Raw genomic sequence first — 25,947 nt, forward strand, 5'->3', positions numbered from 1 at the left:
GTCGTTTTGCCCAATAAGTCATCAATTTCCACACCCCTGTTGCTGGGCGCCGACGGCTGCCGTGGCCAGTAGTGCGGGAATGTTGCCTTTGGAAACACATCACGGGCATTTATTGGCGCCGCCGCCACGTACACGGAGTCAGTCCGGCAATATTGCCAAAAAACGGGGACAGTTCCGATTTCTGGCAACTATCTGTACTACCGTCTTGCCGCGTCCCGGGCGTACGGCTGACGAACGGACTTTCCGGTACGATGGGGCTCAACTTTCAACCATTGTGCCGGAGGTAACTTGATCGATTCCCAGCCAGCTGAGACGCCCGTTGTCGGCGCCGCTTTCAGTCAGCCAAGGCCATTCGCCGCGTCCGGGCGCATCGGCCGGGTGCGCTATCTGGCGTACGGCTTTGTAGGCATGTTCCTGGTGATGCTGGCGGCAGCCATGCTCGGCGGCGTGGTGGGTACGACAGGCGCGTCCGAACAGGTCAGCGGTGCGATGGTGCAGATCGTCGTGGGCTCGCTGGTCCTGGCACTGACCTTGATCCTGGCCCGGCGCCGCCTGAACGACATGGGCAGGACCGGCTGGTGGGGCTTGCTGCTGCTGGTACCGCTGCTCAATTTCATTGCCACGGCCTGGCTCGTATTCGGCAAGGGTGATGACGGCGCCAATGCCTATGGCCCGCCGCCTGCGCCGAACAGCCGAGGCGCGATTGTGTTGGCCTGCATCGGTCCCGTGCTGTTTGTGGGCGTGATGCTGTATTCGGGCGTCGATGCATACCGCACCTACGTCGACAGGGCGACGCCGTCGCGCAGCCAGACGTTCTGAGGCGCGCTCAAGCCGCGGCGCTGTCCCGCCCCAGCGTTTCCGCGCGCGTGACGCGGTTGCGGCCCATCTGCTTGCTGCGGTACAGGGCAAGGTCGGCGCGGCGCAGCGCGTCTTCCCAGCTGGCGTCGTCCGCTCTACAGCATGCCAGGCCGATGCTGACCGTCATCGGAATGGTCTTGCCGTCCACGTGCAGCGGCGTGCGTGCGATCAGGTCGCGCACCCGCTCGGCAATGCACAGCGACGCGTCGTCGTTGCTGCCGGCGATCAGCACGGCGAATTCCTCGCCGCCCAGGCGGAACAGCGCGTCGTAGCCGCGCAGCGCCTGCGCGGCCAGCACCGTCACGTGCCGGATCGCCAGGTCGCCCGTGCTGTGGCCGTGGCGGTCGTTGATCGATTTGAAATGATCGATGTCGAAGGTGATGAACGCCATCGGCTGCTGCGTGCGTAGCGCGCGGCTGAATTCCCGGTCGGCGATGTCATGCAGCGCGCGCCGGTTCAGCCATCCCGTCAGGCTGTCCGTCAGCGATGCCTTGCGCAGCGCCAGCTCCTGCTCGCGGATGACGATCAGCGCGCAGCACATGCCTGCCACCATCAGGAACACGAACACCGACAGCGAGCCAAGGGTCTGCAGTGCCTGACTGCCCAGGAAGGTGAGATTGGTCGTGCGGTGGAAGGCGATGTAGCAGGCCCGCACGATCATCTGCGTCATGAACAGCAGCTCCAGCACCATCAGCGGCATATAGGCCGCGCGGGCGCTGTCGCGCGGCAGGCGCCACAGCGGCCACACGGCGCAGGCGTTGATGGAAACGATGATGGGCGTGAACAGCAACAGCCGGTTGGCGACGGATTGCGCGGCAAACGCGCTCTGGTGCAGCAGCAGGACGCTCACCACGAGCACGACCAGCAGCCAGTAGCGTGGCGGCAGGCCAAGGTGCCGTCGCAGGCCGGCGACGATGCCGAAGTGCCCGGCAATGTACAGCGCATTGCCGATGGCGGCAATGCGCACATCGTGCACGCCGGCCAGGGCCGCGCTGAAGGCGACGAGATTGGACGCCACGAAGAACGCACCGGCCATCGACCAGTCCAGCAGTCCCGCCGCCCGCGAGCTGGCGCGGTACAGCATCAGCATCGCCGCCGCCATGATCGTCGCCGCCAGGCCCGAAGCGACGATCAGCGTAAAGGCGTCCATGGGTTTCCTGTGATAAGACTGCGCTAGAAAGCCTTCGAGTATACGACGGGTAAATCAGTACAATCCTCTCACATTGTCACTTTTGGTAACGAAGCGGGCGCAAAACCGCGAAATGTGAAGTGCTAACGCGACAAGTGTTGCAATGAGGAATTAAACATGCACGCAACGAGCATGATCACGCGTCATGCAAAGAAAAAACCGGTGACAGGCTCCGATTTTCACAGCGTGAAAATCGGAGCCTGTCACCGGTTTTAAATCGGAGCCTGTCACCGGTTTTAAATCGGAGCCTGTCACCGGTTTTAGTAAATCGGAGCCTGTCACCGGTTTTGGGGGCGGTGGGCGCCGCTTCCGGGTTACTTGCGCGCGGCAGCCGACTGGTCACGCACGGCGCGGAACTCGGCATCCTGCGACCAGTTCGGCCAGGCCCCGCCGTCGGCCAGGTCGCGGCCCAGGCTGTACAGCATGCCCAGATCGCGCGCCATGCCCGTGAACGGCCATTGGGCGCTCCACTCGTCGGAAGGCTGGTGGTAATTGTTCGTTACGTATGCCTCTTCGGCCTTCGCGCCTGCGCCGGTGCCGCCGTCGACCAGGTCCTCGCCGGAGCCGAACGAAATCGCCGGTACGCCGCGCTTGGCGAACGGGAAGTGGTCGGAGCGGAAGAAGTGTCCCGCTTCCGGCTTCGGATCGGGCGAGTACGTCATGTTATAGCCCTTGGCCTTGGCGATCAGCTGATCGAGCAGGTCCAGTTTCGCGCTGCCGGAAATCGTGAAATTGCGCGCGGGACCGTAAGGGCTGAGGGCATCCATATTGATCACGCCGACCGTCTTCTCCAGCGGATACAGCGGGTTCGCGGCATAGTATTCGGAGCCCAGCAGGCCTTTTTCTTCCGCCGTCACGGCCAGGAAGGCCACACTGCGCTTCGGTGCCGGCGCCTTCCCGTACGCGCGCGCAAGTTCCAGCAGGGCGGCAATGCCGGTGCCGTTGTCCACGGCGCCGTTATAGATCTTGTCGCCCTTGGCATCGGGCAGGCCGACGCCAAGGTGATCCCAATGGCCGCTGTAGATAACGGTTTCGTCCGGACGCGCGCTGCCTTCGATGCGCGCGGCCACGTTCTTCGACTTGATCACCTGCGCATCGACGGCGTAATGGGCCGACAGCGTTATGCCCTTCAGCGGCACAGGCTTGAAATCGCGGCTCTGCGCCTGCTTCTTGAGGGCGTCGAAATCGAGGCCGGCCCGTTTGAACAGGTCGACGGTGGTGTCGCGCTGGATCCACGCCTCCATCGGTGCATGCGCCTCGCGCGGCGCCTTGCGCACGATGTCGTACATGACGTTCGTGTTGGAGTTCTTCACCGTGGCCCAGCCATAGGAAGCGGGCGCCGTTTCGTGCACGATCAGCGTGCCCAGCGCGCCGCGGCGCGCCATCTCTTCATATTTATAGGTCCAGCGGCCGTAGTAGGTCATGGCCTTGCCGCCGAATTCGCCGTTGCCCGTTTCGAAGTCGGCATCGTTGATCAGGACCACGGCCAGCTTGCCTTTCAGGTCGACGTCCTTGAAGTCGTCCCACTTGCGTTCCGGCGCCGTGGTGCCGTAGCCAACGAACACCAGCGGGGCGTTCTTGAAGTCGACGACTTTCTCGCCGTTCATCGCCGCGCGCACGGCGATCTGTTCGCCCTGCGTGAAGCGTTGCTTCTTTTTACCGTCGGACAGCGTCAGCGTCACCGGGCCCTTGATCTCGAAGCGGCCCAGTGGCACGTCCTGCGTCCAGCTGCGCTTGCCGTTGACCAGGTCGCCACCCGGCTGCAGGCCGGCAGCCTTGAACTGTTCGACCAGGTAGTCGACGGTCTTCGTTTCGCCGGCGGTGTTCGGCCCGCGGCCCTCGAACGCATCGGACGACAGGACCTTGACATGCTGCGACAGGCGCTGCGGCTCGAACTGCGGGGCGGAGCTGGTTTGGGCCTGCGCCGCAAACGCGGCGGCCAGCAGGGTGACGAGCAAGACTTTCTTCACTGACGATCTCCTTGGTGCAAAAATGTGAACTCGGGAATGCAACGTTGCAAAGTATCTTCTTTCTGCGCGCCGAGGTCAAAGATTCCCGCAGCCGCGCCCGGGCATTTGCTATGCTGGCGGCTTTGGCCGGCGCCTTGCCGGCCCGACGTCATTACGGAGCGGCAGATGGTCTCGTTGCAGGAGCAGTTACTCAAGGCAGGTCTGGTCGACAAGAAGAAGGTCAAACAGGTCAACCAGGACAAGAGCAAGCAGGTAAAAACGGAGCGCCGCACGGGCACGCAAAGTGTCGACGAGGCGCGCCTGGCCGCGCAGGAAATCCAGCGCAAGAACGCCGAGCGCGCGCGCGAACTGAATGCCCAGCGCGACGCTGCGGCCGCGCAGAAGGCCATCATGGCGCAGATCGTGCAAATGGTGCAGAAGAACAAGCAGAGCAAGGGCAACGGCGACATCGCCTACAACTTCACGTTTGCCAACAAGATCGAGCGCATCCATGTTTCAAGCGCCGTGCGCGAGCACCTGGTGGCGGGACGCCTCGTCATCGTCCGGCTGGGCGATACGACGGAACTGGTGCCCCGGGTCATCGCCGACAAGATCGCCGAGCGCGATCCGGCACTCGTCGTGCGGGTCAACAAGGTGACAACGGAGACCGACCCGGACGATCCGTATGCCGCGTACCAGATCCCTGACGATCTGATGTGGTGAGAGCGTTTGTCGAACGCAAGCCGCCTTCGGGCGGCTTTTTTTCGACTGAGACGGACCTCAAATCGGTTCAATCGTGCGTTTTGTCCTGGACGAATGCGGTAGTATTGGAGCCTTGACTGGTACAACGGCGGTTCAAAATGAGCGAAATGACGACTGTGGCATTCGAACAACGCGCCCCGTTGGCTTACCGCAGCGGTGTCGCGGCACGGCTGGCGGGCCTGAGCGTGGAGACGCTGCGGGTGTGGGAGCGTCGCTACGGCCTGTCCAACACAAAGCGCTCGGAACACGGGCAACGCCTGTACACGGCCGAACAGGTGCGCCGGCTGGCGCTGCTGAAACAGCTGGTCGACCAAGGGCATCCGATCGGCACGCTGACGGCCTTGCCCGTCGAGCGGCTGGAAGAACTGACGGGCGTACGCGCGGTGCTGGACGGCGCGCAGCCCGTGCGGGTGGCGGTCATCGGCGAAAGCCTGGGCCGGCGCATCGCCGCGTCCGGCCATCTGCCCGGCCTGAACGTGCTGCGGCATTGCGCGCGCCTGGACGACGCGGCGCTGCTGGCCGGCGTGAATGCGGATGTTTTGCTGGTCGAGTTGTCCGAACTGGAAGTAGCGGCCGTGCCGCAGATCGCCGCGGCGCGGCGGCAGGCCGACGTAGGCGCCGTCGTCGTGCTGTACCGCTTCTGCGCCAGCGCGACGATCCGCGAGCTGCGCGCGCAAGGTTGCCTCGTCGCCCGCGTGCCCGCCGAGATGGGCGAACTGGCGCTGCTGTGCCGTGCGGCGCTGTCGGGCCAGCAGGTGGCGTTGTCCGAACGTCCCACGCCGGTGGCGCCGCCGCGTTTCGACGAGCGCGCGCTGGCCACGATCACTTCCGCCGGCAACCGTATCACGTGCGAATGCCCGCGCCACCTGGCCGACCTGCTGCTGATGGTCGGCTCGTTCGAACGCTACAGCGCCCGCTGCGCGGCCGAAAGCACGGCGGACGCCCAGCTGCACCGCGACCTCGAACTTGCCGCCGCCCGTGCCCGCGCGCTGCTGGAAAATGCGATGGAACGCCTGGCGCTGGCGGAAGGGCTGCCGCTGCCTCCGCCATAAAGCCGGGGCTGGCCCCGGTCAGCCCGTCAAGCGGCCAGCCGCTCCCCGCTCCACGCCGCGGCGGCATGCGCCAGCAGCGTCGCTTCGGCATCGGCCAGCACCCCATCCGCATCGGCGATCTTCGACATTGCCTGCAGCAGCTTGCGGCGCAGCGCCGGATCGCGGATCTCGTCCAGCACGGCGTCGAGCAGCTCAGGCTCCAGCTCCACGTTGCGGCGGCCGGACGCATCGATCAGCAAGTCCTCGCACAGTTCGCCCAGCAGGTCGTGGAACGTGTCGGTGTCGATCTCGATAAGATCCAGGACCTTGGAGTGCGCCAGTGCGCGCAATTCGGCTGCGGCCAGGTCGCCGTCGACAATCATCGACAGGGCAAGGATACGGGCGGCAGCGCTGGGGCTGTCGGTAGGGTAGGTACGCATTTAAAACTCCTTTGAAAAGTCATCAAGATTTGTTACGGGTGGCATTGCGGGTCACATACAGGCTGGCAACGACGCTGCCGGCAATCAGGGTGGCCACGACCGCCAGCGAAACGTGGACTGGCAGGTGGATCCACGGCAGCAGCAGCATCTTCGCGCCGATAAAGCACAGCACCAGCGCCAGGCCATACTTCAGCAGGTGGAAGCGGTCGGCGATATCGGCCAGCAGGAAGTACAGTGCCCGCAAGCCCAGGATCGCGAACAGGTTCGACGTGAACACGATGAACGGGTCCGACGTGATCGCGAAGATCGCCGGAATCGAGTCGACCGCGAACACGAGGTCCGTCGCCTCGATCAGTACCAGCACGAGGAACAGCGTCGTCACGTGGCGAACGCCGTTATGGCGCACGAAGAATTTCTCGCCATGGTCGCCCGGGGCGACCGGCAGCACGCGGCGCGCCAGTCGCAGCACCGGGTTGTTGCGCACGTCCGGCTCATGGTCGGCCGCCCACATCATCCGCACGCCTGTGAACAGCAGGAATGCGCCGAACAGGTACAGCACCCACGAGAATTCGCTCACGACCCATGCGCCGGCCAGGATCATCACGGCGCGCATGACGATGGCACCCAGCACACCGTAGATCAGCACGCGGCGCTGGTACTCGGGCCGTACCTGGAACGCGGAGAAGATCAGCAGGAAGATGAACACGTTATCGACCGACAGCGCCTTCTCGATCAGGTAGCCCGACAGGAACTCGAGCGCCTTGCGCTCGGCGATCTCGGGACCCACGGTGCCGTGCAGGTACCACCACAGGCCGCCGTTGAACAGCAGCGCCAGCGTGAACCAGCCCAGCGACCATGCGCCTGCTTCGCGCACGGACACCTTGTGCGCCTTGTTGCCGCCGAAGACCCACAGGTCCAGCGCCAGCATTACCAGCACGAAGGCGACGAAGCCAGCCCACATGGGCGCGCTGGCGATGTTTTCGATACCGTTCATCGTTTCATCTCCGCGTTATGGGTCAGCGCTCGTTATCGCGTTCCGGCGCCGCCGTCACGAGCTTCTCGTGCGTGAAGCCGCGGCGGCGGGCCAGCTGGCGCGAGACGGCGCGGTCGGCCCGTTCGGCGGCGCGGTCGATGGCGGCGTACAGATCCTCTTCGGTGTCCTCGATCAGCACCGTCTTGCGGCCGTTCGGCAGGCTGACCTGGATCTTGCAGCGCTTGTCGCGGCCGCCACGCGGGCCGTTGATGTCGGACAGCCAGACCACCAGCCGGCGCGTGAGCGTCCAGCCGAGGGCGAACTGCAGCCGCCGTTTCACATACGCCCGCAGGTTGTCCGTCAGCACCAGTCCGTTCGATTGGATGTCGATCTGCATAGCCATCATGTCCTCCTTGGTAATGGAAACATCATGGTAGGGACGATTGTCGATTCGTGCAATTCGAATATAGTTACTTAAATCATCGGGAAATTGGAGGTATGGAGGGGCCTTGTGGCAGGCCCGCCAGGCCGCATGCGCGGGGCAGGGGGATATTGCGGACGCGCTGGCGGCAGGCTGGCGCCGTCAGCGCGTATTGATTATCAGGCCTTCCGGCGTCGCGCTGCCCAGCCAGCCACGCCCAGCCCTGCCAGCAACATCGCATAGGTGGACGGCTCCGGTACCGGGGCCACCTGGACGGTCAGCAAGTAATCCGTCACGCCGATCGAAGCAGTGGAGTCCAGCCAGTAAATGTACTGCCAGTCATCCGAGTAAGTTATAGTTTCGGTTCCAAATGCCCATGCGCCACTGCGCGTGGACAGATCGAGGAGAAAATCACCGTCCACTGGCACGCCTGCGTTGGCCGTCATGGCCTGCTGGCCGATCACGTCGTGCACGCGGGTGCCGCCGAATTCCGTTCGCTCTCCGCCCTGTGTCAGGGCCATGTCCATGGAGGCATTATTGGTCGCCTCCCCTGGCTCATAGACGCAGGGCCACGTTGGCATCTCACGATACAGGGTGCCGTTGGCAACAGCGCTGAACGTCATTGACGTGATGCGGTAGCCCTGCCGCACGGACCCGGCCAGCTGATGGAAGGCAGTGTCGCTGTTAGCGGATCCGCTAGGTCCGTCACTCTCGACGCTATAGCTCTGCAATCCCAGGGACAGACCGATCTGGGTCCTGCCGTCTGTATCGGATAGCAGCTTCATGTTGAAATTGCCGCCAGTGGACACACCGGTGAGCCAGGTCAGGCTGAAGGACGATGAGTCGATCGTGGTTGCCGCGCGGGCGGCACTGCCGACTGTCAGCAGGCCGCCAATCAGAAGGGTCGTGAGAAGTTTTTTCATGATTTTTTTGACAAGTTGAGGGATGCCAAGCGTAGCAGTAAAAGCCAGTGCAAATCATCACCGATTGTCACGAACGGCCGTTTATTTCAAGTCGTCAGCGGACGCCCCGCAGAGCCTCGAGTTATGCGAACATGGCTCCTTGATCCATCGAAAAAATCTGCAAACGCATGGCCACACTGAACTACAAGCATCTGCGCTACTTCTGGATGGTGGCGCGCTCCGGCAGCATCGCCAAGGCGGCGACGCAGCTGCACCTGACGCCGCAGTCGATCTCGGGCCAGTTGACCGAATTCGCGGATACGCTGGGCGTGCAGCTGTTCCGCCGCGTGGGACGGCGCCTGGAACTGACGGAAACCGGCCAGCGCATCCTGCGCCACGCCGAAGACATCTTCAGCGCGGGGGACGCGCTGATGGACGTGGTGCGCGACCAGTCGGCCGCCAGTGCTACGCCGTTTCGCGTCGGCGTGTCGGACTCCGTTTCGAAAACGGTCGCGTGCCGGCTGGTGGCGCCCGCACTGACGCTCGACGAACCGATCCGCCTGGTCTGCCGCGAGGGCCGGCTGGCCGCGCTGCTGGCGGACCTGGCGATCCATAAACTGGACATGATCATTGCCGACCGCCCCATGCCCAGCCACCTGAGCGTGCGCGGCTACAGCCACTTGCTGGGCGAGAGCGAGCTGGGCGTGTTTGCGGCGCCGGCGCTGGCCGCCACGCTGGAGGGTCCGTTCCCCGACTGCCTGAACCATGCACCGCTGCTGCTTCCCGGCGAGGATTTCGCCCTGCACGCACGGCTGATGCGCTGGCTGCACGACAACGTGCCGCGGCTGCATGTCGTCGGCGAATTCGACGACAGTGCCATGATCAAGGCATTCGGCCAGGCAGGCACGGGGCTTTTTTTCGCGCAGTCCGCCATCGCCCGGCACATCTGCGCGCAGTACGGCGTGGTCATGATCGGTACGGTGCCGGGCCTGCGCGAGCAGGTCTATGCCATCACGTCGGAGCGGCGCCTGAAGCATCCCGCAACGCAGGCCATCAGCCAGGCCGCCCGCCAGACGTTGGCCTGAAAACAGGGGGCAGCCACCGATTAGCCGGTGGCGAGCCGCGCGCGAACGGGGATATTCGTACCATGGGACAGCGTTCTATGATCAAATAGGCACCAGTCTTTCACTCCAGGGAACCCCATCATGACGCAGGCATTCAAGGTTGGCGACAAGGTCGAGTGGCATTCATCGCAGGGCGCCGTGCAGGGCATGGTCAAGAAGAAGCTCACGTCGCACACGACGATCAAGGGGCACGAGGTGGCGGCCTCGCCGGACAATCCCGAATATCTTGTCGTCAGCGACAAGACGGGTGCCGAAGCGGCCCACAAGCCTGATGCACTGAAGAAAATATAAAGCTTGCAACTGTGCAGTAGCGTACGGACAGCAGGATCCGCCTGCGGCATTCTGGAGGTGTCAAAACAACATCACTAGAGGAGAGCGATCATGGGTAAATATTTTCTGGCGTGGATCCTGGGTGTGCCCGGCATTGTCCTGGTTCTGCTGTACCTGTTCTTTAATTGATACTGCGCCGTGGCGCGCATGACGAGACGCCACCCTTGCGGTGGCGTTTTACATTCACCTCTCTCACTTCTAGGGACAACGACGATGCACCGCAGCGCGCCGACCACTCTTGCACTTGCCCTTGCTTTCGCCGGTTCTTCGCTTCACGCGCAGACGGTCATCCGGATCGGTACCGCGTCGCCGCTGTCCGGCCCCGGCGCCCACCAGGGCAAGGACATCGAGAACGGCGCGCGCATGGCCGTTGACGATCTCAATGCCAAAGGCATCGTCATCAAAGGCACGAAGGTGAAATTCGCGCTGATGCCCGAGGACGACGGCGGCGACCCGAAAACCGGCACTGCTGTCGCGCAGAAGCTGGTGGATGCGAAAGTGGCGGGTGTTGTCGGCCACCTGAACTCCGGCACCACGGTGCCTGCCTCGAAAATCTACGCTACCGCCGGCATCCCGCAGATTTCTCCGGCCGCCACCACGCCCCTGTACACGAGCCAGGGTTTCAGGACGGCATTCCGCGTCGTCGCCAACGACAACCTGATCGGCCGCGCCCTGGCCACGTACACGATCGCCACGATGAAGGCGACAAAGATCGCCGTTATCGACGACCGCACGGCCTTCGGCCAGGGCCTGGCCGATGAATTCGTCAAGGGCATCAAGGCCAAGGGGGGCGCGACCATCGTCAGCCGCCAGTTCACCAACGACAAGGCGACCGACTTCAATGCGATCCTGACGCAGATCCGGGCCCGCAAGCCGGACGTGATTTTTTACGGCGGCATGGAAGCGGTGGCCGGGCCGATGCTCAAGCAGATGAAGGCCCTGGGGATCGATGCCCGGCTGGTGTCCGGCGACGGCATCTGCTCCGAACGGCTGCCGCTGCTGGCGGGCGACGCATTGGGCGACGACAAGGTGGTCTGCGTGGTTGCCGGCGGCATCGACGGTCCGCAGGAGGCCACGCACGACGCGTTCACGCAACGCTATCGGCAACGCTACAAGCTGGACGTGCAGAGTTACGCACCGTATGCCTACGATTCTGTGATGGTGTTGGCCACGGCAATGCAGCAGGCCGGCTCGGCCGAGCCGGCGAGGTTCCTGCCCGCGCTGGCAAAGGTGAAGTACCAGGGCATCACCGGTTCCATCGCCTTCGACGGCAAGGGCGACCTGCGCGACGCGGCGCTGACGCTGTTCACGTATCGCCAGGGGAAAAAGACCAGGCTGCAGGTGGTGCGGGCCAACTGACAGGGGCGCCGCTGCGCGCGACTTTGCGTTACAGTCGGGGTCCGACCATTGTTCCACCTGCCGCCACGGCGGCTTTTACGACAAAGGACAGATCATGAAACATCTTCCGCGCACCTGCAGCGTCACAGCCCTGACCGCGGCCCTGATCGCCGGCCCGGCAATCGTCTTCGCCCAGACGGGCGGCTACACGGGGCCCAGCGCCAAGGCCGCCGCGCCGGCGGGCTACAAGGGTCCGACCAATGTGCCGCTGGTGACGGCGAAACAGCTGCTCGACAAGGGCAAGGACGACCAGCACGTCAGGGTCCAGGGCAAGCTGCTCAACCACAAAGGCGGCGACGACTATGAGTTCGCCGACGCAAGCGGCAAGATGACGGTGGAGATCGAGCCTGAGCTGTTTCCACAGGGCACGGCCGTCGACCAGAACACCGTCGTCGAACTGATCGGCGAATTCGACAAGGAGACGTTCGGCGAATCGACGCTGGACGTGCAGCAGATCAAGGTCGTGTCGAAATAAGCTGGCCGGTCGCCAGCCCTTCCATCTCGCTGACAGTGTGGCGCAGCGCGGCTGACATCGCCACGCCGCGCTGCGCGAACACTTCGGAGAGCTGGCCGTAATACCATAACGTGCCGGCCTGACCGGAGGAGAAGCGCTCGAAGACGGCCGGCCCGATCGTGCGCAGGTCGTCAAGGATGGCGCGCGCGTTGTACAGCTTGTCGCATCCGCTGACCAGCAGCGTGTCGCTGTCCGCTTCCATCAGGTGCGCCAGGTAGGCGCGTTTGCGCTCTTCCCATGGTGCCTTGGCGCCGTTTGCCCCCGGCATCGCATCCGTGCATCCCATCACCATCCGCAGCACGCGCTCGCCGAACACCGCCACCTGCGCAGTAAATGCCGCTCCGCCATCCTCCAGCACGTCGTGCAGCAGCGCCGCGATCTGCTGGTCTTCGTCGCCGCCATGCTGCGCGACCAGACCGGCCACGCCCACGGGGTGGACGATGTACGGTATGGCCGTGCCCTTGCGGGCCTGGCCCTCATGCGCCTTGGCGGCCAATGCCAGGCCCTGGGAATAACGTGGTGTCATCTGCGGTTCCATTCCGAAAGTGTGGCGAGGGGAGCATCTTTTGCGTCGGGCCGGCATACTGCGCCAGCGTCTGCAGCACGATGTCGTGCAGGCGCTGGATGACGGGCGCCGGCTCCAGCGCCGCGCAGTGCAGGCCGAGGCCGACGGCGGGCAGCGCCGGCAGCGTTGCGTCATCGAGCAGCCGCAGGTGCGCGGGAACGCCGAGGGCGGTGCGCACGGTGACGCCCAGGCCGGCGGCGACGGCGGCCCATACGCCGCCCAGGCTGGCGCTGGTAAACGCCACGCGCCACGGGATGCCGGCGCGGTCCAGTGCGGCCGTGGCGGCGCTGCGCATCAGGCACGGCGCATCCATCATCACCAGCGGCAGCGGTGCGTCGTCCGCGTGCCACAGCGGAGCGCCACTCGCCGGCCCGATCCAGCGCATCGGCAGCGGATCGACGACCTGCGTGCTGCGGGCGGGCGCCGACGGCGTGCCGATATCCCACGTCAGCGCCAGATCCAGCTGGCCTGCCGCGAACAGGTCCATCAGCTGCGCATGCCGTGCCACGCGCGCTTCGATGCGCAGCCGTGGATGGGCGCGGGTAAACCGGCCCAGGACGTCGGTCAGGATATGCTCGCCGAAGTCCTCCTGCATGCCCAGGCGGATGCTGCCGGCCAGCTCCACGCCGCGTACGGCCGCTGCCGCTTCGTCGTTCAGTTCGAGCAGCCGGCGCGCGTAGGCCAGCAGCGATTCGCCCGCCGCGGTGGGTGTCAGCCCTCGCCCGGACTTGCGCAGTACGGGCATGCCCAACTGGTCTTCCAGTTTTTTCAGCTGGCCGCTCATGGCCGACGTCGATTTGCCGAGGCGGTCGGCCGCGCGCGCAAAACTGCCCATCTCGACACCGGTCACGAAGCTGCGCAGCGTATCGAGATCAAAGGTTATTCGCCGCATGATCGTCCGGTTTTCCTGAATGGTCACTACAGATATTCCTGATTTTGGGGATGACGATAGGCGCGTATGCTGACGTTGTCAATATCACCAAGGAGCCAGCCATGCCGATGAGCCGCATCTCCCTGCAGCGGGGAAAATCGTCCGAGTACCTGCGCGCCGTGTCCGACAGCCTGCACCGCGCACTGGTCGAGGCACTCGACGTGCCCCCGACGGACCGCTTCCAGCTGTTCGACCAGCACGAACCGCACGAGATGAGCATCGATCCGCATTACCCGGCAGGTACGCGCTCGGCCGACTACGTGTTTATCAACGTGATCGTCGGGCGGCCCCGCAGCGCCGCCATGAAGGCCGCCTTCTACCAGCGGCTGGTGGCGCTGCTGGCCCAGTCGCCGGGCGTGCGGCCGGAGGACGTCATGGTCGTCATCGCCTCGTCGCAGTCCGAGGACTGGTCGTTCGGCAGCGGGGTACAGGGTCTGCCCTTGCGGACAGATTCGGCAACGGCGGCAGAGGTGTCGGCATGATCGCCATGCAGTACAGCTTCGTGCTGCCGGCCGACTACGACATGGCGATCGTCCACCGCCGCATCGCGGAGCGTGGCCACATGACGGATGCCTTCCCCGGTCTGCTGTTCAAGGCCTACCTGAGCGCGGACAAGGGCGAGGGCAGCGACAATCTGTATGCGCCGTTCTACCTGTGGCAGCATCCGGATGCGATGCACGACTTCCTCGCGGGCCCGGGCTTTGCCGCCGTGTCGCAGGCGTTCGGCTGGCCGTCGGTGCGCACGTGGACGCTGTGGCATGCGCACCGGCGCAATGACATCGGCGCGGCGCGCTTTGCCACGCGCAGCATCGTCCCGATCGCGCCGCACACGCCGCTGGCGCAGTTGCGCGAGCAGGAGGTTGCCGCCAGCCAGGCCGCGGCGCAGGCGGGCGCGCTGGCCACGCTTGCCGGATTCGAGCCGGTCGGCTGGAGCCTCGTGCGCTTCCGGCTGTGGCGCGAACGTCCGGCGGAGGTGGCAGGATGGCAGGTGTACGAAGTCGGGCACATGTCCGTGCCCCCGCGCTGACGGCTTACTGCGCCGCGGCTGTCCGCCATCCCTGCAGGGCGCGGATGGCGTCTTCCTTGGACTTTGCTTCGATCTCGATCCACGGCGCCTGCGCATACGACCCCGGCATGGTTTCGATCAGGTCCGAATGCTGGCGGTCGTTGAACGACGTGCGGCCGTTCGAGATGTGCACCAGCTGATGTTCCGGCACGGCCCACGTTTCGCGCGCCTTCAACAGCATTTCCGCCACGCTGGGATGATCGTAGCTGTCCAGCTTCTCATGGACGATGTGATGGTGCGCGTCGAGCACCATCGGCACGCCGCTGCGCACGCAGACGTCGTGGATTTCCTCTGCGCTGTACGCATACTCGTCGTTCTCCAGGCCGAGGCGGCAGCGGATCGCGTCGGGCAGGCGGGCGATGTTTTCCACCAGCGCGTCCGAACGGTTGGCCTTGCCGCCATGGATCTCCAGCAGCGCCCACGGCGTGCGGGGTTGGCCGAGCAGGTCCATGATCTCGGCATGCATCTGCAGGATCTTGACGCTGTTGGCGACTACGCCGGCCGAGTCGGAGCTGAGCACCACGAACTGGTCGGGATGCATGACGAGACGGATATTGCGCTCGCGCGCCCGCGCGCCGGAGCGCGCCAGCGTCCCGGCGAAACTGGCCAGCAGGTCGCGGCCCAGATCATCGTCGGCAAATGGAAAGATCGACGACGGAATCCGGTACAGCGAGATGCCTTCGCGCTCGCAGTAGCGCATGGCGTTGTCGAACGCCTGGATATTGCTGCGATAGATATCGTCCAGCAGTTTCTGCTGCGTTTCCGGCGATTGTTCCAGCAGCCGCTTGCGCGTGATGGTGCGGTACTTGATGTCGCTTGAAACGGTTACACAGACAAGTCCGAGGTGAGGTGGCATGGCGGTCGGGCACGAAGTGTCGGGAAAGGTCAGGGCTTCGATGATAGCAGCGGTGGCGCGCTTCGGCGCCACGCACGACCCGCTGACGTCGCGCGCATGTCGCGCTCCTGCTATGCTGCAATCGAACGTGATCCGGAGGTGCAGATGCAGCGAATATTGATCGTCGTCGGGCTGGCGCTTGTCGCCATCGGCCTGGCCTGGCCGTGGCTCGGCAAGCTGCCGCTCGGGCGCCTGCCGGGCGATATCCACATCGTGCGCGAAGGCGGCAGTTTTCACTTCCCCATCGTCACGTGCCTCGTCATTTCCGTGCTCGTCTCCCTGCTGATCTGGCTGTTCCGGCGCTGAGCGCCGTGTATTCGAAAGACATTCTTCATGGTCATCGTGACTCACAACGGCAAGTTCCACGCCGACGACGCCTGGGCCGTTGCGGTCCTGCACATCCTGTTCCCTGACGCGGAGATCGTGCGCACGCGCGACCAGGCCATCATCGAGGCGGCCGATTTCGCCGTCGACGTCGGCGGCATCTGGGATCCGGCCACAGGGCGGTTCGATCACCACCAGAAGGGGTTCGACGGCGCCAGGATGAGCGGCGTTCCTTATGCCAGCGCGGGCCTCGTGTGGCGTGAGTACGGCCCGCGTTGCGTCGCCGCGCTGGCCGCCAGCCATGTGGGATACGCATTGGGCGAAGACAAGGCGCGCGAGATGGCCTATGCCATCGATGCCGATGTCGTGCAATACCTCGACCTGTCCGACGTGGGCGCGGCAAAGAACGCGCCCGGCGGCTACGGCCTGTCCGCCGTGATCTCGGGCTTCAATCCGAACTGGCTCGATGAACAGCGGCTGGGCTACGGCGAGGCGGCCGAAACGTTCCGGCTCGCCGAGTTCCGGCGCGCGATGTCGCTGCTGACGGACATATTGATCAATGCCGTCAAGTACCGCGTCGGCGCGATGCTGGCGGTCGAGCAGGTGCGGCAATCGGAGGCGTTGGAAGGCGGGCGGCTGCTGTTGTTGAAAAACAGCGCTCTGCCGTGGACACAGCTGGTGCGCAAGGAAATGCCGAAAGTGCTGTTCGTCCTCAGCCACAGCCTGTCCGAGGGACGCTACCTGCTGCATACGGTGCCGATGAGTGCCGAGAGCTTTCAGGCGAGGGCTGACCTGCCCGCGGCATGGGCGGGATTGCGCGATGCCGAGCTGGCGGCCGTCACGGGCGTTGCCGATGCCACGTTCTGCCATAACGGCCGGTTTATCGCGGCGGCGAAATCGTACGAGGGCGCCCATGCGATGGCATTGCAGGCGCTGGCGGCCGTGGACGCTGCGACTTAGGCAGCCGCCTTGCCGGCGCGCCGGCAACGGTCGGAGCAGAATTTCACATGGTCCCAGTCGCGTTCCCACTTCTTGCGCCACGTGAACGGCAAGCCGCAATGGGCGCAGACCTTGGTCGGCAGGTCGGATTTCTTGCGCATCTTCATGGTGAGCATCTTGCGCCAGACCGGGGCTTGATGTCGTTCGCAACGACGTCAGGCAGCGCGCGTGCGAATTCTCCCTGCCTTGCCAGCCTGATCAAGGGCCAGGAGCAATTCCTGCACGTCTGGATGCCGGGCGTGCCAGGCCTGTGCGACGGGACCGGCAAACTGGCGACGGTGGACGTCAAGCCGGGATCGCCCAAGTACGACAAGGTCATCCACGTGTTGTCCGTCCCCGCCGGGGCGAAGCCCACCACATGGGATTTACCGACAACCGGCGCTGCCTGTGGGCGGGCCGCCTGGACGACAGCAGGATGTTCGTCTTCGATGTCGGCACCGATCCCGCCAAACCGAAGCTGGTGAAGACGATTTTCGACCTCGTGGGCAACAGCGGCTACGTCGGGCCGCATACGTTTTAGCCGATTCCCGAACGCATGCTGATCGGCACGCTGTCGAACGAGCGCGACAAGAGCGGCGACACCGGTCTGATGGTGTACAACAACAAGAGCGATCATGTCGCCAGCTATCCGATTCCGACTGCCATGCCGGGCGGCGTGCCAGCGGCGCCGGCGCGCCACAAAACAAAACGCCAACCGGGGTCGGTTGGCGTCAGCAGTCCCCATGGAGGATGATTCACTTGCAGCTTGAGTATTACAGAGCAATATCGGACACTTTTTTCACTTGCCCGGGCTGCACGGCGGGACCGGCACCGGCAACGAAGTTTTCCAGGCTTGGCGATGCAATCGCCAGCTTCAGTGTTTCAGCCGTGGCGGCCCACGTCGCCGCCAGCAACTGCACGTTCTCGTTCAGCTTTTTCCCATAGGACGGGACGATCTCGCGGATCTTTTCCTGCCACGCGGCCGTCTTCAGGCGATCCGGGAAGACTTTCTCCAGCAGCGACAGCATGATCGCGGGCGAAGTCGAGCCACCCGGTGACGCCCCCAAGAGCGCCGATATCGAGCGGTCTTCGGAGACCACCACTTCCGTACCCAGCTTCAGGACGCCGCCCTTGTCGGGCACGTTCTTGATGATCTGCACACGCTGGCCAGCCTGCCACAAGCGCCAGTCTTCGTCCCTGGCCTCCGGCATGTAGCGGCGCAGCGCTGCCATCTTGTCCTCCCTGGACTGCTCCAGTTGCTGGGCAAGATATTTGACGAGTGCAAATTCATGGACGCCGACTTGCAGCTGCGGCAAGACATTGGAGGCCGTGGTGGCCTTGCCGATATCGAAGTAGGAGCCGTTCTTGAGGAACTTGGTGGACCAGGTGGCGAATGGTCCGAACAGCAGCACCGTTTTACCGTCCAGCACGCGCGTATCCAGATGGGGCACCGACATGGGCGGCGAACCCGTATCCGCCAGGCCGTACACCTTGGCCAGATGACGCGAGGTAATGGCCGGATTGTCCGTCACCAGGAACTCGCCCCCGACAGGGAAGCCGGCATATTGCTTCGCTTCGGGAATGCCGGACATTTGCAGCAGCGGCAATGCGGCGCCGCCGGCGCCGATGAACACGTGCCGCGCATCGACCGTCTGAACTTTGGAATCGTCCTTGATATCGAACGCCGACACGCGCCAGGTGCCATCGTCGTTGCGGGTGATGGAGCGTACCTCGTAGCCGGTCGCAATCTTGCTGCCCACGGATTCGCCGAGATGCTTGTAGAACTGGCGGGTAATCGATCCCAGGTTGACGTCGGTACCGAGCGGCGACCGGGTGGCGGTCACGATCTCGTCCGCCTTGCGGCCTTCCATCATGATCGGAATCCATTCGCGGATCTGGGCCGGCTCGGTGGTCAGTTCCATGCCGGCGAACAGTGGCGATGCCTTCAGCGCTGCAACGCGCTTGCGCATGAACTCGCGGTTTTCCTCGCCAAACACGAGATTCATGTGCGGCGTCGAATTGATGAATTCGCGCGGATTACCCAGCACGCCCTTGCGCACCTGGTGCGACCAGAACTGGCGCGAGATCTGGAAGTTCTCGTTGATGTCGATCGCCTTGGAGATTTGGACGTTCCCTTTGTCGTCCACCGGCGTGTAGTTCAGTTCGCAGAGCGCCGAGTGACCGGTGCCGGCGTTGTTCCAGCCGTTCGAGCTTTCTTCCGCCACTTTGTCCAGACGTTCGAACACTTCGAACGTCCAGTTCGGCTCCAGCTCGGAAAGATACACGCCCAGCGTTGCGCTCATGATGCCGCCGCCGATCAGCAGCACGTCGACCTTGCGGTCGGCCTTGTCGGCACGGAAAGGGCGATTGAACAGGGAGTATCCGCCCACTACCGCTGCGGTGCCCGCGGCAGCGCCGATGAACTTGCGTCGGGAGAAGCGCTTGGGAGTAGCGGGTGTAGCGGGTTGGTTGCTGTTTTCTTGACTCATGGGTAGGTACTCCTGGAATGGCTGATAGCGCTAGCAACGTCGAGCAGACCGGTGCATGGGCGCGAGCTGATGTGTTCGGGGGTTACTGTTCGATCAATGACGGCGTGAGGGCGGTATCTCGTGTTTCTGCGCGACTACTGCCGCGCATTCAGCAGGATTTTTTCCAGCGTATGCTTGAAGGCCTCAGCTTCCTGTTCGCTAAAGCCATGCATTAACTGCCCGTAGACCTTGCGCAGTCCCGCATTAATCTGCGGGTAGAGCGCGATGCCTTTTTCGGTCAGTTCAACATTGACCTGGCGGCCGTCCGCCTGATCGCGCACCTTGCGAATGATGCCCTTGGCTTCCATCCGATCCAGCAGGCGCGACATCGGGCCGGGTTCGATCCCGGCAAGCCGGCCGAACTCGGTGACGGTCCGTGCACGCTGGCGCATCGCACCGATGACCACGACAAACTGCGAAGCGGTCAGGTCCAGCGGCGCCATTTCCTGGTCCAGCGCTGCAAACAGGGCATTACGGGCCTGGCTGATCAGGTAGCCAAACTGGCCATCTTGCAGTTCTTCAAACACTTGCATAGGTAAGAAAAAGTTCCGGCGCGAAACTAGGGGGTCTCATTATATTTACCTAGGCAAATATAATCAAGCGGTGATTCCGTGCGGCAAGCACGGATCAGGGCCGAAGGAAACATCGCGGAAGGGCCGCCCCTGCTGGCGGACAGGGATCGCGCGCGGGCACGAGGGAGGGCACTGTGGAAACTACGGATGCCGGAGAGACAAACAAAAACGCCACCCGAAGGTGGCGTTTTGCTGTACTGCTGAATTCCTGGTGGCCCGGGGCGGAATCGAACCACCGACACAAGGATTTTCAATCCTCTGCTCTACCAACTGAGCTACCAGGCCAAGAGGCCGCATTATAGCAGGCAAATACAGGTTTGCAATAGTGGTTGAGCATGACTAGAGATATTTGCGCCAGGGACAACGATGATTTGCGAAGGCGCAGGTTTTTCTCAACAAAGAACGCCGGCATAGTGATGCTTTGAATGACTGGAGCCACCATGACCGCTACCACCATCCCGCAAATCGGCCTCGGCACCTTCCGCCTGCAGGGCCAGGTTGTCACCGACGCAGTCCGCACCGGCCTGGAGCTGGGCTACCGCCATGTGGACACGGCGCAAATCTACGGCAATGAAGCCGATGTGGGCACCGCGCTGGCTGCCGCCGGCGTCCCCCGCGAGGAGCTGTTCGTCACGACCAAGATCTGGACGGACAACCTGGCCGGCGACAGGCTGATCCCCAGCCTGAAGGACAGCCTCCACAAGCTGCGGCTTGAACGTCTCGACCTGACGTTGATCCACTGGCCTTCGCCGGACGAGGTGGTGCCGGTGGCCGAAAGCATGGCGGCGCTGGCCGAAGCGCAGCGCCAGGGGCTGACGAAGCTGATCGGCGTGTCGAACTTCACGATCCGCCATATGGAGGAGGCCATCGCCGCCGTCGGCGCGGATGCCATCGCGACGAATCAGGTGGAGATCCACCCGTACCTGCCGAACCGCGCCGTCGTCGACTTCGCGCGCAATCGTGGCATCCACCTGACGGCCTACATGCCGCTCGCCTACGGCAAGGTTGTCACCGATCCCGTCATCGCCCGCATCGCCGCAGCCCACGGCGCCAGCCCGGCGCAGGTCGCGCTGGCGTGGGCGCTGCGGCAGGGCTTTGCCGTGATTCCATCGTCCACGCGACGCGCCAACCTGGCAGGCAATCTGCAGGCGGCCCGCATCGCGCTGTCCGATGCCGACATGGCCGCCATCGACGCGCTGGCGCAGGGCCCGGAGGCACGCCTCGCCAATCCGGGTGGCCTGGCGCCCCGCTGGGATTGATGCGGATGCCGTGCCGGCCGTGCGGTCGTTATAATGGGTGAATGAACAAGTCTTCCACTTCATCGGCCACCAGGCAACATGTGCAGACGGCTGTCTGCATCGTCGGCAACGGCGCCATCGCCAAGACGGCGGCGCTGGCGTTTGCCCAGTCTGGGCAAAGCGTCACACTGCTCGGCCCTCCGCCGGTCACGCCGCCGGACGGCCTGGAGGCGAGCTGGGATGCGCGCGTGTATGCGCTGAACCATACGGCGCAGAAGCTGCTGTCGTCGCTGAAGGTGTGGGGCGCCATGGAAGCGGCGCGCATCGCGCCGGTCGATGCGATGATCGTCAAGGGCGATGGCGAGCAGCCCGGCCACATCAGTTTCGATGCCTACGGCGCCCATGCCGATACGCTCGCATGGATCGTGGAAGACCGCAACCTGAATCAGGCGCTGGACGCGGCACTGCGCTTCGCCCAGAACGTGCACGTGGTGTCGGGCCGCGCGGTGGCGCTGTCGACCGGCGCTGAGCACGCCAGCGTGCAGCTGGACGACGGCAGCCAGATCCGCGCATCGCTGATCGTCGGCGCCGATGGCGCCCAGTCGTGGGTGCGAGGCCAGTGCGATATCGGCCTCGATTACAAGCCGTACGGCCAGAAGGGTGTCGTCGCCAACTTCGAATGCGAGCGGCCGCACCACGGCGCCGCGCTGCAGTGGTTCACCTGCTCGCGCGGCATCGTCGCGCTGTTGCCGCTGCCCGGCAACCGGGTCTCGCTGGTGTGGTCGGCCCCCGATGCGCTGGCCGACACGCTGCGCGACGAAGGCGCGCAGGCGCTGGCCGACCGGCTGGCCGAATTCGCCGCGGACAAACTGGGCAAGCTGACGCCCGTGCTGCCCGAGCAGGTCAAGGCATTCCCCCTCACGTTGATGCGGCCTCATTCATTGGTGGCCGAGCGCGTGGCGCTGATCGGGGATGCAGCGCACGTCGTGCACCCGCTCGCCGGCCACGGCATGAACCTGGGCTTCGGCGACGTGCGCGACCTCGTGCAGGCCGTGGCCGGACGCGAGGAGCACCGCTCCATTGGCGACAGCCGCGTGCTGGCCCGCTACAGCCGCGCGCGCAAGGAAGAAGTGCTGGCCATGCAGGTCACCACGGACGGGCTGTACCGGCTGTTTACCGCCAACCTGGAACCGGTTCGCGTGGTGCGCAATTTCGGGCTAAACTTGCTCGATAAGCTGCCGATCGTGAAGCGCCAGCTGATGGCTCATGCGCTTGGCAGACATTGATGGTGGCCAGATCGGCGACAACAGTGCCGACAGGATTGACGGCAGAATCGTACGGCCCCGTTACAAACCAACGACCAAAAAGCGAAGAACGGGCGGCCCTGCAGCCGCTATCATCGACAGAATAATCACGTCACGTCGCGCACCGCCGGTGCCGCGACGGGCGGTCCATGTCCGGAGATTCCATGAAAATGCTCAAAACCGCCGTCGTACTCGCGTCGGCCCTGCTGACGTCCTACGCAGGCGCGCAGTCCGTCGAAGCCACGATCCGCAAGAACGTCGAACCCAAGCTGGGCGATAACGTCAAGATCGATTCGATCCGTGAGACGCCGTATGGCGGCCTGTACGAAATCCGTGTCGGCAACGACGTGCGCTATACCGACAAGACGGGTTCCTACCTGATCGTCGGCCACGTCTTCAGCCTCAAAACAAGCGAAGACCTGACGCAGGCGCGCATCGACGACCTGAACAGGATCAAGTTCTCCGACCTGCCGACGGAGCTGGCCATCAAGACCGTCAAGGGCAACGGCAAGCGCGTCATCGCCGTGTTCGAGGACCCGAACTGCGGCTACTGCAAGCGCTTCCGCCAGCAGGCGTTGAGCCAGGTCGACAACGTGACGATCTATACCTACCTGTACAACATCCTGTCGCCCGATTCGGCCGTGAAGTCGAAGAACGTGTGGTGCTCCTCCGACCGTGCCAAGGCGTGGGACGACTGGATGCTGCACAACAAGGCGCCGGGGGCCGCACCGGCCAACTGCACCACGCCGAACGACAAGGTGTTCGCGCTGGGCCAGAAGCTCAATATCAACGGCACCCCGGCGGTCTTCTTTGCCGACGGCACCCGCATCCCGGGCGCGATCGACCTGAAAACGCTGGAAGCGCGCATGGCCGCCGCAAAGCAGTAAGACTGCCGTATCATTCGATCAGAGCGGGCAGACCCGCAGGAACCGGCGCGCCAGCAGAGCGCGCCGTTTGCCCATCCAGACCAGGAGATAGCATGGTGATATTGAATATCAACGGGCGCGACACGCAGGTCGACGCCGATCCCGCCACCCCCATCCTGTGGGCCCTGCGCGATAACCTCAACATGACGGGCACGAAGTTCGGCTGCGGCGCGGCGCTGTGCGGCGCCTGCACGGTGCACCTGGCCGGGCAGCCGATCCGCTCCTGCATCACGCCGATCTCCGCAGCCGTCGGCCAGAAGATCACGACGATCGAGGCGATGGAAGGCGACCGGATCGGCAAGGCCGTGCAGGACGCCTGGGTCAGGCACGACGTGCCGCAGTGCGGCTACTGTCAGAGCGGCCAGGTGATGAGCGCCGCCGCGCTGCTGAAATCGAACAAGGCGCCGACGGACGCCGATATCGACAGCGCCATGGCCGGCAATATCTGCCGCTGCGGAACCTACCAACGCATCCGCGCGGCCATCAAGGACGCGGCCAGGACACTCGCCTGAGGAGACTTCGCATGCGCAAACAATGGATCGAAGGCAGTCTCGCCGGCGCAATCCCTACCGCAGGCATCTCGCGGCGCGGTTTCATGAAGGGTGCCGGCGCCGGGCTCGTGCTGGGATTTACTGTTGTCGCGGGCGGACGCATGGCGCGTGCGGCCGGCCTGCCGCAGGCGGCGCAGCAGCCCAACGCATTCCTGCGCATCGCGCCGGACAACACCGTCACCGTCATCGTCAACCGGCTCGAATTCGGCCAGGGCGTGCAGACGGCGCTGCCGATGCTGATCGCCGAGGAACTCGATGCCGACTGGTCGCAGGTGCGGGGCATCCTGGCGCCAGCGGGCGAAGCATACAAGGACCCGGCGTTCGGCATCCAGATCACGGGCGGCTCGGGCAGCGTGGCCCATTCGTGGGTGCAGTACCGTGAAATCGGCGCCAAGGCGCGCGCGATGCTGGTCGCTGCCGCGGCCGAGCAATGGAAAGTGCCCGTCAACCAGGTCAAGGCGGTGCAGGGCGTGCTGACCGGCCCGGGCGGACGCAAGGCCACGTATGGCGAGATGGCCGAGGCGGCGATGAAGCAGCCGGTGCCGGCGCACGTGGTACTGAAGAACGTCGAGGACTTCCGCTTCATCGGCAAGCCGATGCCGCGCCTCGATGCGCGCGCGAAGTCGAACGGCAGCCAGCAGTTCGGCATGGACTTCAAGCCGGAAGGCACCAAGGTAGCGGTGGTCGCGAGGCCGCCCGTGTTTGGCGCCCGGGTCCGGTCGTTCGATGCTACGGCAGCCAAGGCGATGCGCGGCGTTGTTGCCGTCGTGCCGGTCGCGCTGGATCGCGGCGCCGAAGGCATTGCCGTGATCGCCGATGGCTACTGGCCGGCGAAGCAGGCGCGCGACGCACTCCAGATCGACTGGGACAGCAGCGGCGTCGAGAAGGTCGATACGGCCAGGCAGTTTGCCGGCTACCGCGCGCTGGCCGCAAAACCGGGCACTGTCGCAAAGCAGGGCGACACGTCGAAGCTGGCGGCCGCGCCGAAGAAGATCAATGCCATCTACGAGTTCCCGTACCTGGCGCACGCGCCGATGGAGCCGCTCAATTGCGTCGTCGACCTGAAGCCCGATTCCTGCACCATCTGGGCGGGCAGCCAGTTCCAGACGATGGACCAGGCGGCCGCCGCGAAAACGGCCGGCCTGAAGCCGGAGCAGGTGACGCTGCATACGATGATGGCGGGCGGCGGCTTCGGTCGCCGTGCCACGCCGTCGTCGGACTATATCGTCGAAGCGGTCAACGTCGCCAGGGCCTACGGCAAAGGCCCCGTCAAGGTGATCTGGAGCCGCGAGGACGATATCAAGGGTGGCTACTACCGTCCCGCCCACGTGCACCGCGCGGCGCTGGGGCTCGACGCCCGCGGCAGGATCGTTGCATGGGACCACACGATCGTCGGCCAGTCGATTATTACCGGCTCCGCGTTCGAGCCGATGATGGTCAAGAACGGTGTCGATGCGACGATGGTCGAGGGCATGGGCGAGCCTTACAAGGTGCCGCTGCACCTGACCGTCCACAACGCCAGGGCCAACGTGCCGGTGTTGTGGTGGCGCTCCGTCGGCTCCACGCACACCGCTTTCGTCATGGAGACGCTGATCGACGAAGCGGCGCATGCGGCAGGCAGCGATCCCGTCGCCTACCGCAAGAAGCTGATCCCGGCGGATCATAAACGCCATCACCTAGCGCTGGACCTGGCTGTCGGCAAATCCGGCTACGGCACGAAGAAGCTGCCGAAAGGACAGGCGTATGGCGTGGCCGTGCATGAATCGTTTGGCACTGTCGTCGCGTATGTGGTCACGGCGTCCGTCGAAAACGGCGTGCCCAAGCTCCATACCGTGACGGCCGGCGTGCACTGCAACCAGCCCGTCAATCCGCTGTCGATCGAGGCGCAGGTGCAGGGCGCGATCCTGATGGCCGTCGGCACGACCTTGCCGGGCGCCGCCATCACGCTCAAGGATGGTATCGTCGAACAGAACCAGCTGTCCGACTATACCGTCGCGCGCATGCCGGACATGCCGCGGGTCGACGTGCACATCGTGCCGTCGAACGAGCCGCCGACCGGCATGGGCGAACCGGGGCTGCCGCCGCTGGCGCCGGCGTTTGCCAATGCCGTGTTCCGCCTGACGGGCAAGCGGCTGCGCAAGCTGCCGTTCGACCTGGCGTCGGCCACGAAGGCATAAG

At 64.5% G+C, this 25,947-nt stretch carries 30 protein-coding genes and 1 tRNA gene; 18 read left to right on the forward strand and 13 right to left on the reverse strand.

Annotated features, from left to right (window positions below; translation table 11 throughout):
• The first annotated feature begins 288 nt into the window (after window positions 1-288).
• Entirely contained in the window at window positions 289-819 is a 531-nt protein-coding gene (locus E1742_RS19510) for a DUF805 domain-containing protein (protein ID WP_134386831.1), read from the forward strand.
• Between the two features lie 7 nt (window positions 820-826).
• On the opposite strand, the gene E1742_RS19515 is transcribed toward E1742_RS19510, so the two are convergent.
• On the reverse strand, window positions 827-2,008 hold the full coding sequence (locus E1742_RS19515) for a GGDEF domain-containing protein (RefSeq protein WP_134386832.1): 1,182 nt from the start codon (window positions 2,006-2,008) through the stop codon (window positions 827-829).
• A 353-nt stretch (window positions 2,009-2,361) separates the two neighbouring features.
• Window positions 2,362-4,017 carry a M28 family metallopeptidase gene (locus E1742_RS19520; protein ID WP_134386833.1) on the reverse strand — a complete coding sequence of 552 codons (1,656 nt, stop codon included), beginning with the start codon at window positions 4,015-4,017 and terminating at the stop codon, window positions 2,362-2,364.
• 165 nt (window positions 4,018-4,182) lie between these two features.
• On the opposite strand from E1742_RS19520, the gene E1742_RS19525 reads away from it, so the two are divergent.
• Together E1742_RS19525 and E1742_RS19530 are read left to right on the forward strand one after the other, a co-directional pair.
• Window positions 4,183-4,719: a DUF2058 domain-containing protein gene (locus E1742_RS19525; RefSeq protein WP_134386834.1), complete on the forward strand. Its 537-nt coding sequence runs from the start codon at window positions 4,183-4,185 to the stop codon at window positions 4,717-4,719.
• A gap of 146 nt (window positions 4,720-4,865) precedes the next feature.
• Window positions 4,866-5,810 carry a MerR family transcriptional regulator gene (locus E1742_RS19530; protein ID WP_134386835.1) on the forward strand — a complete coding sequence of 315 codons (945 nt, stop codon included), beginning with the start codon at window positions 4,866-4,868 and terminating at the stop codon, window positions 5,808-5,810.
• A 26-nt stretch (window positions 5,811-5,836) separates the two neighbouring features.
• Here E1742_RS19530 and E1742_RS19535 read toward each other — a convergent pair whose 3' ends face one another.
• The 4 genes from E1742_RS19535 to E1742_RS26885 form a co-directional block, all read right to left on the reverse strand.
• On the reverse strand, window positions 5,837-6,229 hold the full coding sequence (locus E1742_RS19535) for a TerB family tellurite resistance protein (RefSeq protein ID WP_134386836.1): 393 nt from the start codon (window positions 6,227-6,229) through the stop codon (window positions 5,837-5,839).
• 22 nt (window positions 6,230-6,251) lie between these two features.
• On the reverse strand, window positions 6,252-7,223 hold the full coding sequence (locus tag E1742_RS19540; protein WP_189569180.1) for a TerC family protein: 972 nt from the start codon (window positions 7,221-7,223) through the stop codon (window positions 6,252-6,254).
• A 22-nt stretch (window positions 7,224-7,245) separates the two neighbouring features.
• Window positions 7,246-7,608, reverse strand: a complete 363-nt coding sequence (locus tag E1742_RS19545; protein ID WP_206076694.1) for an HPF/RaiA family ribosome-associated protein — start codon at window positions 7,606-7,608, stop codon at window positions 7,246-7,248.
• A 194-nt stretch (window positions 7,609-7,802) separates the two neighbouring features.
• Complete coding sequence (locus E1742_RS26885) at window positions 7,803-8,546, reverse strand: PEP-CTERM sorting domain-containing protein (RefSeq protein ID WP_229466115.1); 744 nt, start codon at window positions 8,544-8,546, stop codon at window positions 7,803-7,805.
• Between the two features lie 167 nt (window positions 8,547-8,713).
• Between E1742_RS26885 and nhaR the strand changes: the two genes are divergently transcribed.
• The 4 genes from nhaR to E1742_RS19570 all read left to right on the forward strand — a co-directional run bounded on the left by nhaR (window position 8,714) and on the right by E1742_RS19570 (window position 11,852).
• Entirely contained in the window at window positions 8,714-9,610 is an 897-nt protein-coding gene (gene nhaR / locus E1742_RS19555; protein ID WP_134386837.1) for a transcriptional activator NhaR, read from the forward strand.
• A gap of 120 nt (window positions 9,611-9,730) precedes the next feature.
• Window positions 9,731-9,940 (forward strand): hypervirulence associated TUDOR domain-containing protein, encoded by a 210-nt coding sequence (locus E1742_RS19560; RefSeq protein ID WP_134386838.1) that lies wholly within the window; start codon window positions 9,731-9,733, stop codon window positions 9,938-9,940.
• Between the two features lie 252 nt (window positions 9,941-10,192).
• Window positions 10,193-11,338 carry a branched-chain amino acid ABC transporter substrate-binding protein gene (locus E1742_RS19565; RefSeq protein ID WP_134386839.1) on the forward strand — a complete coding sequence of 382 codons (1,146 nt, stop codon included), beginning with the start codon at window positions 10,193-10,195 and terminating at the stop codon, window positions 11,336-11,338.
• Window positions 11,339-11,432: 94 nt separating this feature from the next.
• Complete coding sequence (locus E1742_RS19570) at window positions 11,433-11,852, forward strand: YgiW/YdeI family stress tolerance OB fold protein (protein WP_134386840.1); 420 nt, start codon at window positions 11,433-11,435, stop codon at window positions 11,850-11,852.
• On the opposite strand, the gene E1742_RS19575 is transcribed toward E1742_RS19570, so the two are convergent.
• Together E1742_RS19575 and E1742_RS19580 are read right to left on the reverse strand one after the other, a co-directional pair.
• A complete protein-coding gene (locus E1742_RS19575; protein WP_134386841.1) occupies window positions 11,833-12,417 on the reverse strand; it encodes an HD domain-containing protein in 585 nt (194 codons plus the stop codon). The genes E1742_RS19570 and E1742_RS19575 overlap by 20 nt on opposite strands.
• Window positions 12,368-13,348: a LysR substrate-binding domain-containing protein gene (locus E1742_RS19580; protein WP_134386842.1), complete on the reverse strand. Its 981-nt coding sequence runs from the start codon at window positions 13,346-13,348 to the stop codon at window positions 12,368-12,370. Before E1742_RS19580 ends, E1742_RS19575 begins: the two co-directional genes overlap by 50 nt.
• Before the next feature lie 107 nt (window positions 13,349-13,455).
• Here E1742_RS19580 and E1742_RS19585 point away from each other — a divergent pair, with 107 nt between their 5' ends.
• Both E1742_RS19585 and E1742_RS19590 read left to right on the forward strand, forming a co-directional pair.
• Window positions 13,456-13,869 (forward strand): tautomerase family protein, encoded by a 414-nt coding sequence (locus E1742_RS19585; RefSeq protein ID WP_307721888.1) that lies wholly within the window; start codon window positions 13,456-13,458, stop codon window positions 13,867-13,869.
• Window positions 13,866-14,414, forward strand: a complete 549-nt coding sequence (locus E1742_RS19590; RefSeq protein ID WP_134386844.1) for a DUF4865 family protein — start codon at window positions 13,866-13,868, stop codon at window positions 14,412-14,414. Before E1742_RS19585 ends, E1742_RS19590 begins: the two co-directional genes overlap by 4 nt.
• Window positions 14,415-14,418: 4 nt before the next feature.
• On the opposite strand, the gene uvsE is transcribed toward E1742_RS19590, so the two are convergent.
• On the reverse strand, window positions 14,419-15,309 hold the full coding sequence (gene uvsE, locus E1742_RS19595) for a UV DNA damage repair endonuclease UvsE (RefSeq protein WP_134386845.1): 891 nt from the start codon (window positions 15,307-15,309) through the stop codon (window positions 14,419-14,421).
• 144 nt (window positions 15,310-15,453) lie between these two features.
• Here uvsE and E1742_RS19600 point away from each other — a divergent pair, with 144 nt between their 5' ends.
• Window positions 15,454-15,654, forward strand: a complete 201-nt coding sequence (locus E1742_RS19600; protein WP_134386846.1) for a DUF2905 domain-containing protein — start codon at window positions 15,454-15,456, stop codon at window positions 15,652-15,654.
• 27 nt (window positions 15,655-15,681) lie between these two features.
• Window positions 15,682-16,632 (forward strand): MYG1 family protein, encoded by a 951-nt coding sequence (locus E1742_RS19605; protein WP_134386847.1) that lies wholly within the window; start codon window positions 15,682-15,684, stop codon window positions 16,630-16,632.
• Here the strand turns inward: E1742_RS19605 and E1742_RS19610 are convergent.
• The gene (locus E1742_RS19610; RefSeq protein WP_443094115.1) at window positions 16,629-16,787 is read right to left on the reverse strand and encodes a DUF2256 domain-containing protein; all 159 of its coding nucleotides are present in this window, start codon (window positions 16,785-16,787) and stop codon (window positions 16,629-16,631) included. The two genes, E1742_RS19605 and E1742_RS19610, sit on opposite strands and share 4 nt — an antisense overlap.
• A 242-nt stretch (window positions 16,788-17,029) precedes the next feature.
• On the opposite strand from E1742_RS19610, the gene E1742_RS26245 reads away from it, so the two are divergent.
• Together E1742_RS26245 and E1742_RS19615 are read left to right on the forward strand one after the other, a co-directional pair.
• Window positions 17,030-17,191, forward strand: coding sequence for a hypothetical protein (locus E1742_RS26245; RefSeq protein WP_166793521.1), 162 nt, complete (start codon window positions 17,030-17,032; stop codon window positions 17,189-17,191).
• A 15-nt stretch (window positions 17,192-17,206) separates the two neighbouring features.
• Complete coding sequence (locus tag E1742_RS19615; protein WP_134386848.1) at window positions 17,207-17,404, forward strand: hypothetical protein; 198 nt, start codon at window positions 17,207-17,209, stop codon at window positions 17,402-17,404.
• Between the two features lie 19 nt (window positions 17,405-17,423).
• Here E1742_RS19615 and mqo read toward each other — a convergent pair whose 3' ends face one another.
• The 3 genes from mqo to E1742_RS19630 all read right to left on the reverse strand — a co-directional run bounded on the left by mqo (window position 17,424) and on the right by E1742_RS19630 (window position 20,035).
• Entirely contained in the window at window positions 17,424-19,139 is a 1,716-nt protein-coding gene (gene mqo, locus E1742_RS19620; RefSeq protein WP_134386849.1) for a malate dehydrogenase (quinone), read from the reverse strand.
• A gap of 134 nt (window positions 19,140-19,273) precedes the next feature.
• Window positions 19,274-19,711: a MarR family winged helix-turn-helix transcriptional regulator gene (locus E1742_RS19625; protein WP_134386850.1), complete on the reverse strand. Its 438-nt coding sequence runs from the start codon at window positions 19,709-19,711 to the stop codon at window positions 19,274-19,276.
• 248 nt (window positions 19,712-19,959) lie between these two features.
• Window positions 19,960-20,035, reverse strand: a tRNA-Phe gene (locus E1742_RS19630).
• Window positions 20,036-20,190: 155 nt separating this feature from the next.
• Here E1742_RS19630 and dkgB point away from each other — a divergent pair.
• From dkgB to E1742_RS19655, 5 genes are all read left to right on the forward strand, one after another.
• Window positions 20,191-21,009 (forward strand): 2,5-didehydrogluconate reductase DkgB, encoded by an 819-nt coding sequence (gene dkgB / locus E1742_RS19635; RefSeq protein WP_134386851.1) that lies wholly within the window; start codon window positions 20,191-20,193, stop codon window positions 21,007-21,009.
• Between the two features lie 41 nt (window positions 21,010-21,050).
• Window positions 21,051-22,274, forward strand: a complete 1,224-nt coding sequence (locus E1742_RS19640) for a UbiH/UbiF family hydroxylase (protein ID WP_134386852.1) — start codon at window positions 21,051-21,053, stop codon at window positions 22,272-22,274.
• A gap of 182 nt (window positions 22,275-22,456) precedes the next feature.
• Window positions 22,457-23,179, forward strand: a complete 723-nt coding sequence (locus E1742_RS19645) for a DsbC family protein (RefSeq protein ID WP_134386853.1) — start codon at window positions 22,457-22,459, stop codon at window positions 23,177-23,179.
• A 92-nt stretch (window positions 23,180-23,271) separates the two neighbouring features.
• Window positions 23,272-23,730, forward strand: coding sequence for a (2Fe-2S)-binding protein (locus E1742_RS19650; protein ID WP_134386854.1), 459 nt, complete (start codon window positions 23,272-23,274; stop codon window positions 23,728-23,730).
• 11 nt (window positions 23,731-23,741) lie between these two features.
• Window positions 23,742-25,946, forward strand: coding sequence for a xanthine dehydrogenase family protein molybdopterin-binding subunit (locus tag E1742_RS19655; RefSeq protein WP_134386855.1), 2,205 nt, complete (start codon window positions 23,742-23,744; stop codon window positions 25,944-25,946).
• Window position 25,947: the final 1 nt, after the last annotated feature.

It is taken from the genome of Pseudoduganella plicata, assembly GCF_004421005.1.
GTDB classification, from domain to species: Bacteria; Pseudomonadota; Gammaproteobacteria; order Burkholderiales; family Burkholderiaceae_D; genus Rugamonas; species Rugamonas plicata.

Coding starts and splice junctions, on each gene's coding strand:
- E1742_RS19515 (WP_134386832.1), bottom strand. CDS start 2,008: ATGGACGCCTTTACGCTGATCGTCGCTTCGGGCCTGGCGGCGACGATC.
- E1742_RS19525 (WP_134386834.1), top strand. CDS start 4,183: ATGGTCTCGTTGCAGGAGCAGTTACTCAAGGCAGGTCTGGTCGACAAG.
- E1742_RS19530 (WP_134386835.1), top strand. CDS start 4,866: ATGACGACTGTGGCATTCGAACAACGCGCCCCGTTGGCTTACCGCAGC.
- E1742_RS19535 (WP_134386836.1), bottom strand. CDS start 6,229: ATGCGTACCTACCCTACCGACAGCCCCAGCGCTGCCGCCCGTATCCTT.
- E1742_RS19540 (WP_189569180.1), bottom strand. CDS start 7,223: ATGAACGGTATCGAAAACATCGCCAGCGCGCCCATGTGGGCTGGCTTC.
- E1742_RS19545 (WP_206076694.1), bottom strand. CDS start 7,608: ATGATGGCTATGCAGATCGACATCCAATCGAACGGACTGGTGCTGACG.
- E1742_RS26885 (WP_229466115.1), bottom strand. CDS start 8,546: ATGAAAAAACTTCTCACGACCCTTCTGATTGGCGGCCTGCTGACAGTC.
- nhaR (WP_134386837.1), top strand. CDS start 8,714: ATGGCCACACTGAACTACAAGCATCTGCGCTACTTCTGGATGGTGGCG.
- E1742_RS19560 (WP_134386838.1), top strand. CDS start 9,731: ATGACGCAGGCATTCAAGGTTGGCGACAAGGTCGAGTGGCATTCATCG.
- E1742_RS19565 (WP_134386839.1), top strand. CDS start 10,193: ATGCACCGCAGCGCGCCGACCACTCTTGCACTTGCCCTTGCTTTCGCC.
- E1742_RS19570 (WP_134386840.1), top strand. CDS start 11,433: ATGAAACATCTTCCGCGCACCTGCAGCGTCACAGCCCTGACCGCGGCC.
- E1742_RS19575 (WP_134386841.1), bottom strand. CDS start 12,417: ATGACACCACGTTATTCCCAGGGCCTGGCATTGGCCGCCAAGGCGCAT.
- E1742_RS19580 (WP_134386842.1), bottom strand. CDS start 13,348: ATGCGGCGAATAACCTTTGATCTCGATACGCTGCGCAGCTTCGTGACC.
- E1742_RS19585 (WP_307721888.1), top strand. CDS start 13,456: ATGAGCCGCATCTCCCTGCAGCGGGGAAAATCGTCCGAGTACCTGCGC.
- E1742_RS19590 (WP_134386844.1), top strand. CDS start 13,866: ATGATCGCCATGCAGTACAGCTTCGTGCTGCCGGCCGACTACGACATG.
- uvsE (WP_134386845.1), bottom strand. CDS start 15,309: ATGCCACCTCACCTCGGACTTGTCTGTGTAACCGTTTCAAGCGACATC.
- E1742_RS19600 (WP_134386846.1), top strand. CDS start 15,454: ATGCAGCGAATATTGATCGTCGTCGGGCTGGCGCTTGTCGCCATCGGC.
- E1742_RS19605 (WP_134386847.1), top strand. CDS start 15,682: ATGGTCATCGTGACTCACAACGGCAAGTTCCACGCCGACGACGCCTGG.
- E1742_RS19610 (WP_443094115.1), bottom strand. CDS start 16,787: ATGCTCACCATGAAGATGCGCAAGAAATCCGACCTGCCGACCAAGGTC.
- E1742_RS26245 (WP_166793521.1), top strand. CDS start 17,030: ATGGGATTTACCGACAACCGGCGCTGCCTGTGGGCGGGCCGCCTGGAC.
- E1742_RS19615 (WP_134386848.1), top strand. CDS start 17,207: ATGCTGATCGGCACGCTGTCGAACGAGCGCGACAAGAGCGGCGACACC.
- mqo (WP_134386849.1), bottom strand. CDS start 19,139: ATGAGTCAAGAAAACAGCAACCAACCCGCTACACCCGCTACTCCCAAG.
- E1742_RS19625 (WP_134386850.1), bottom strand. CDS start 19,711: ATGCAAGTGTTTGAAGAACTGCAAGATGGCCAGTTTGGCTACCTGATC.
- dkgB (WP_134386851.1), top strand. CDS start 20,191: ATGACCGCTACCACCATCCCGCAAATCGGCCTCGGCACCTTCCGCCTG.
- E1742_RS19640 (WP_134386852.1), top strand. CDS start 21,051: ATGAACAAGTCTTCCACTTCATCGGCCACCAGGCAACATGTGCAGACG.
- E1742_RS19645 (WP_134386853.1), top strand. CDS start 22,457: ATGAAAATGCTCAAAACCGCCGTCGTACTCGCGTCGGCCCTGCTGACG.
- E1742_RS19650 (WP_134386854.1), top strand. CDS start 23,272: ATGGTGATATTGAATATCAACGGGCGCGACACGCAGGTCGACGCCGAT.
- E1742_RS19655 (WP_134386855.1), top strand. CDS start 23,742: ATGCGCAAACAATGGATCGAAGGCAGTCTCGCCGGCGCAATCCCTACC.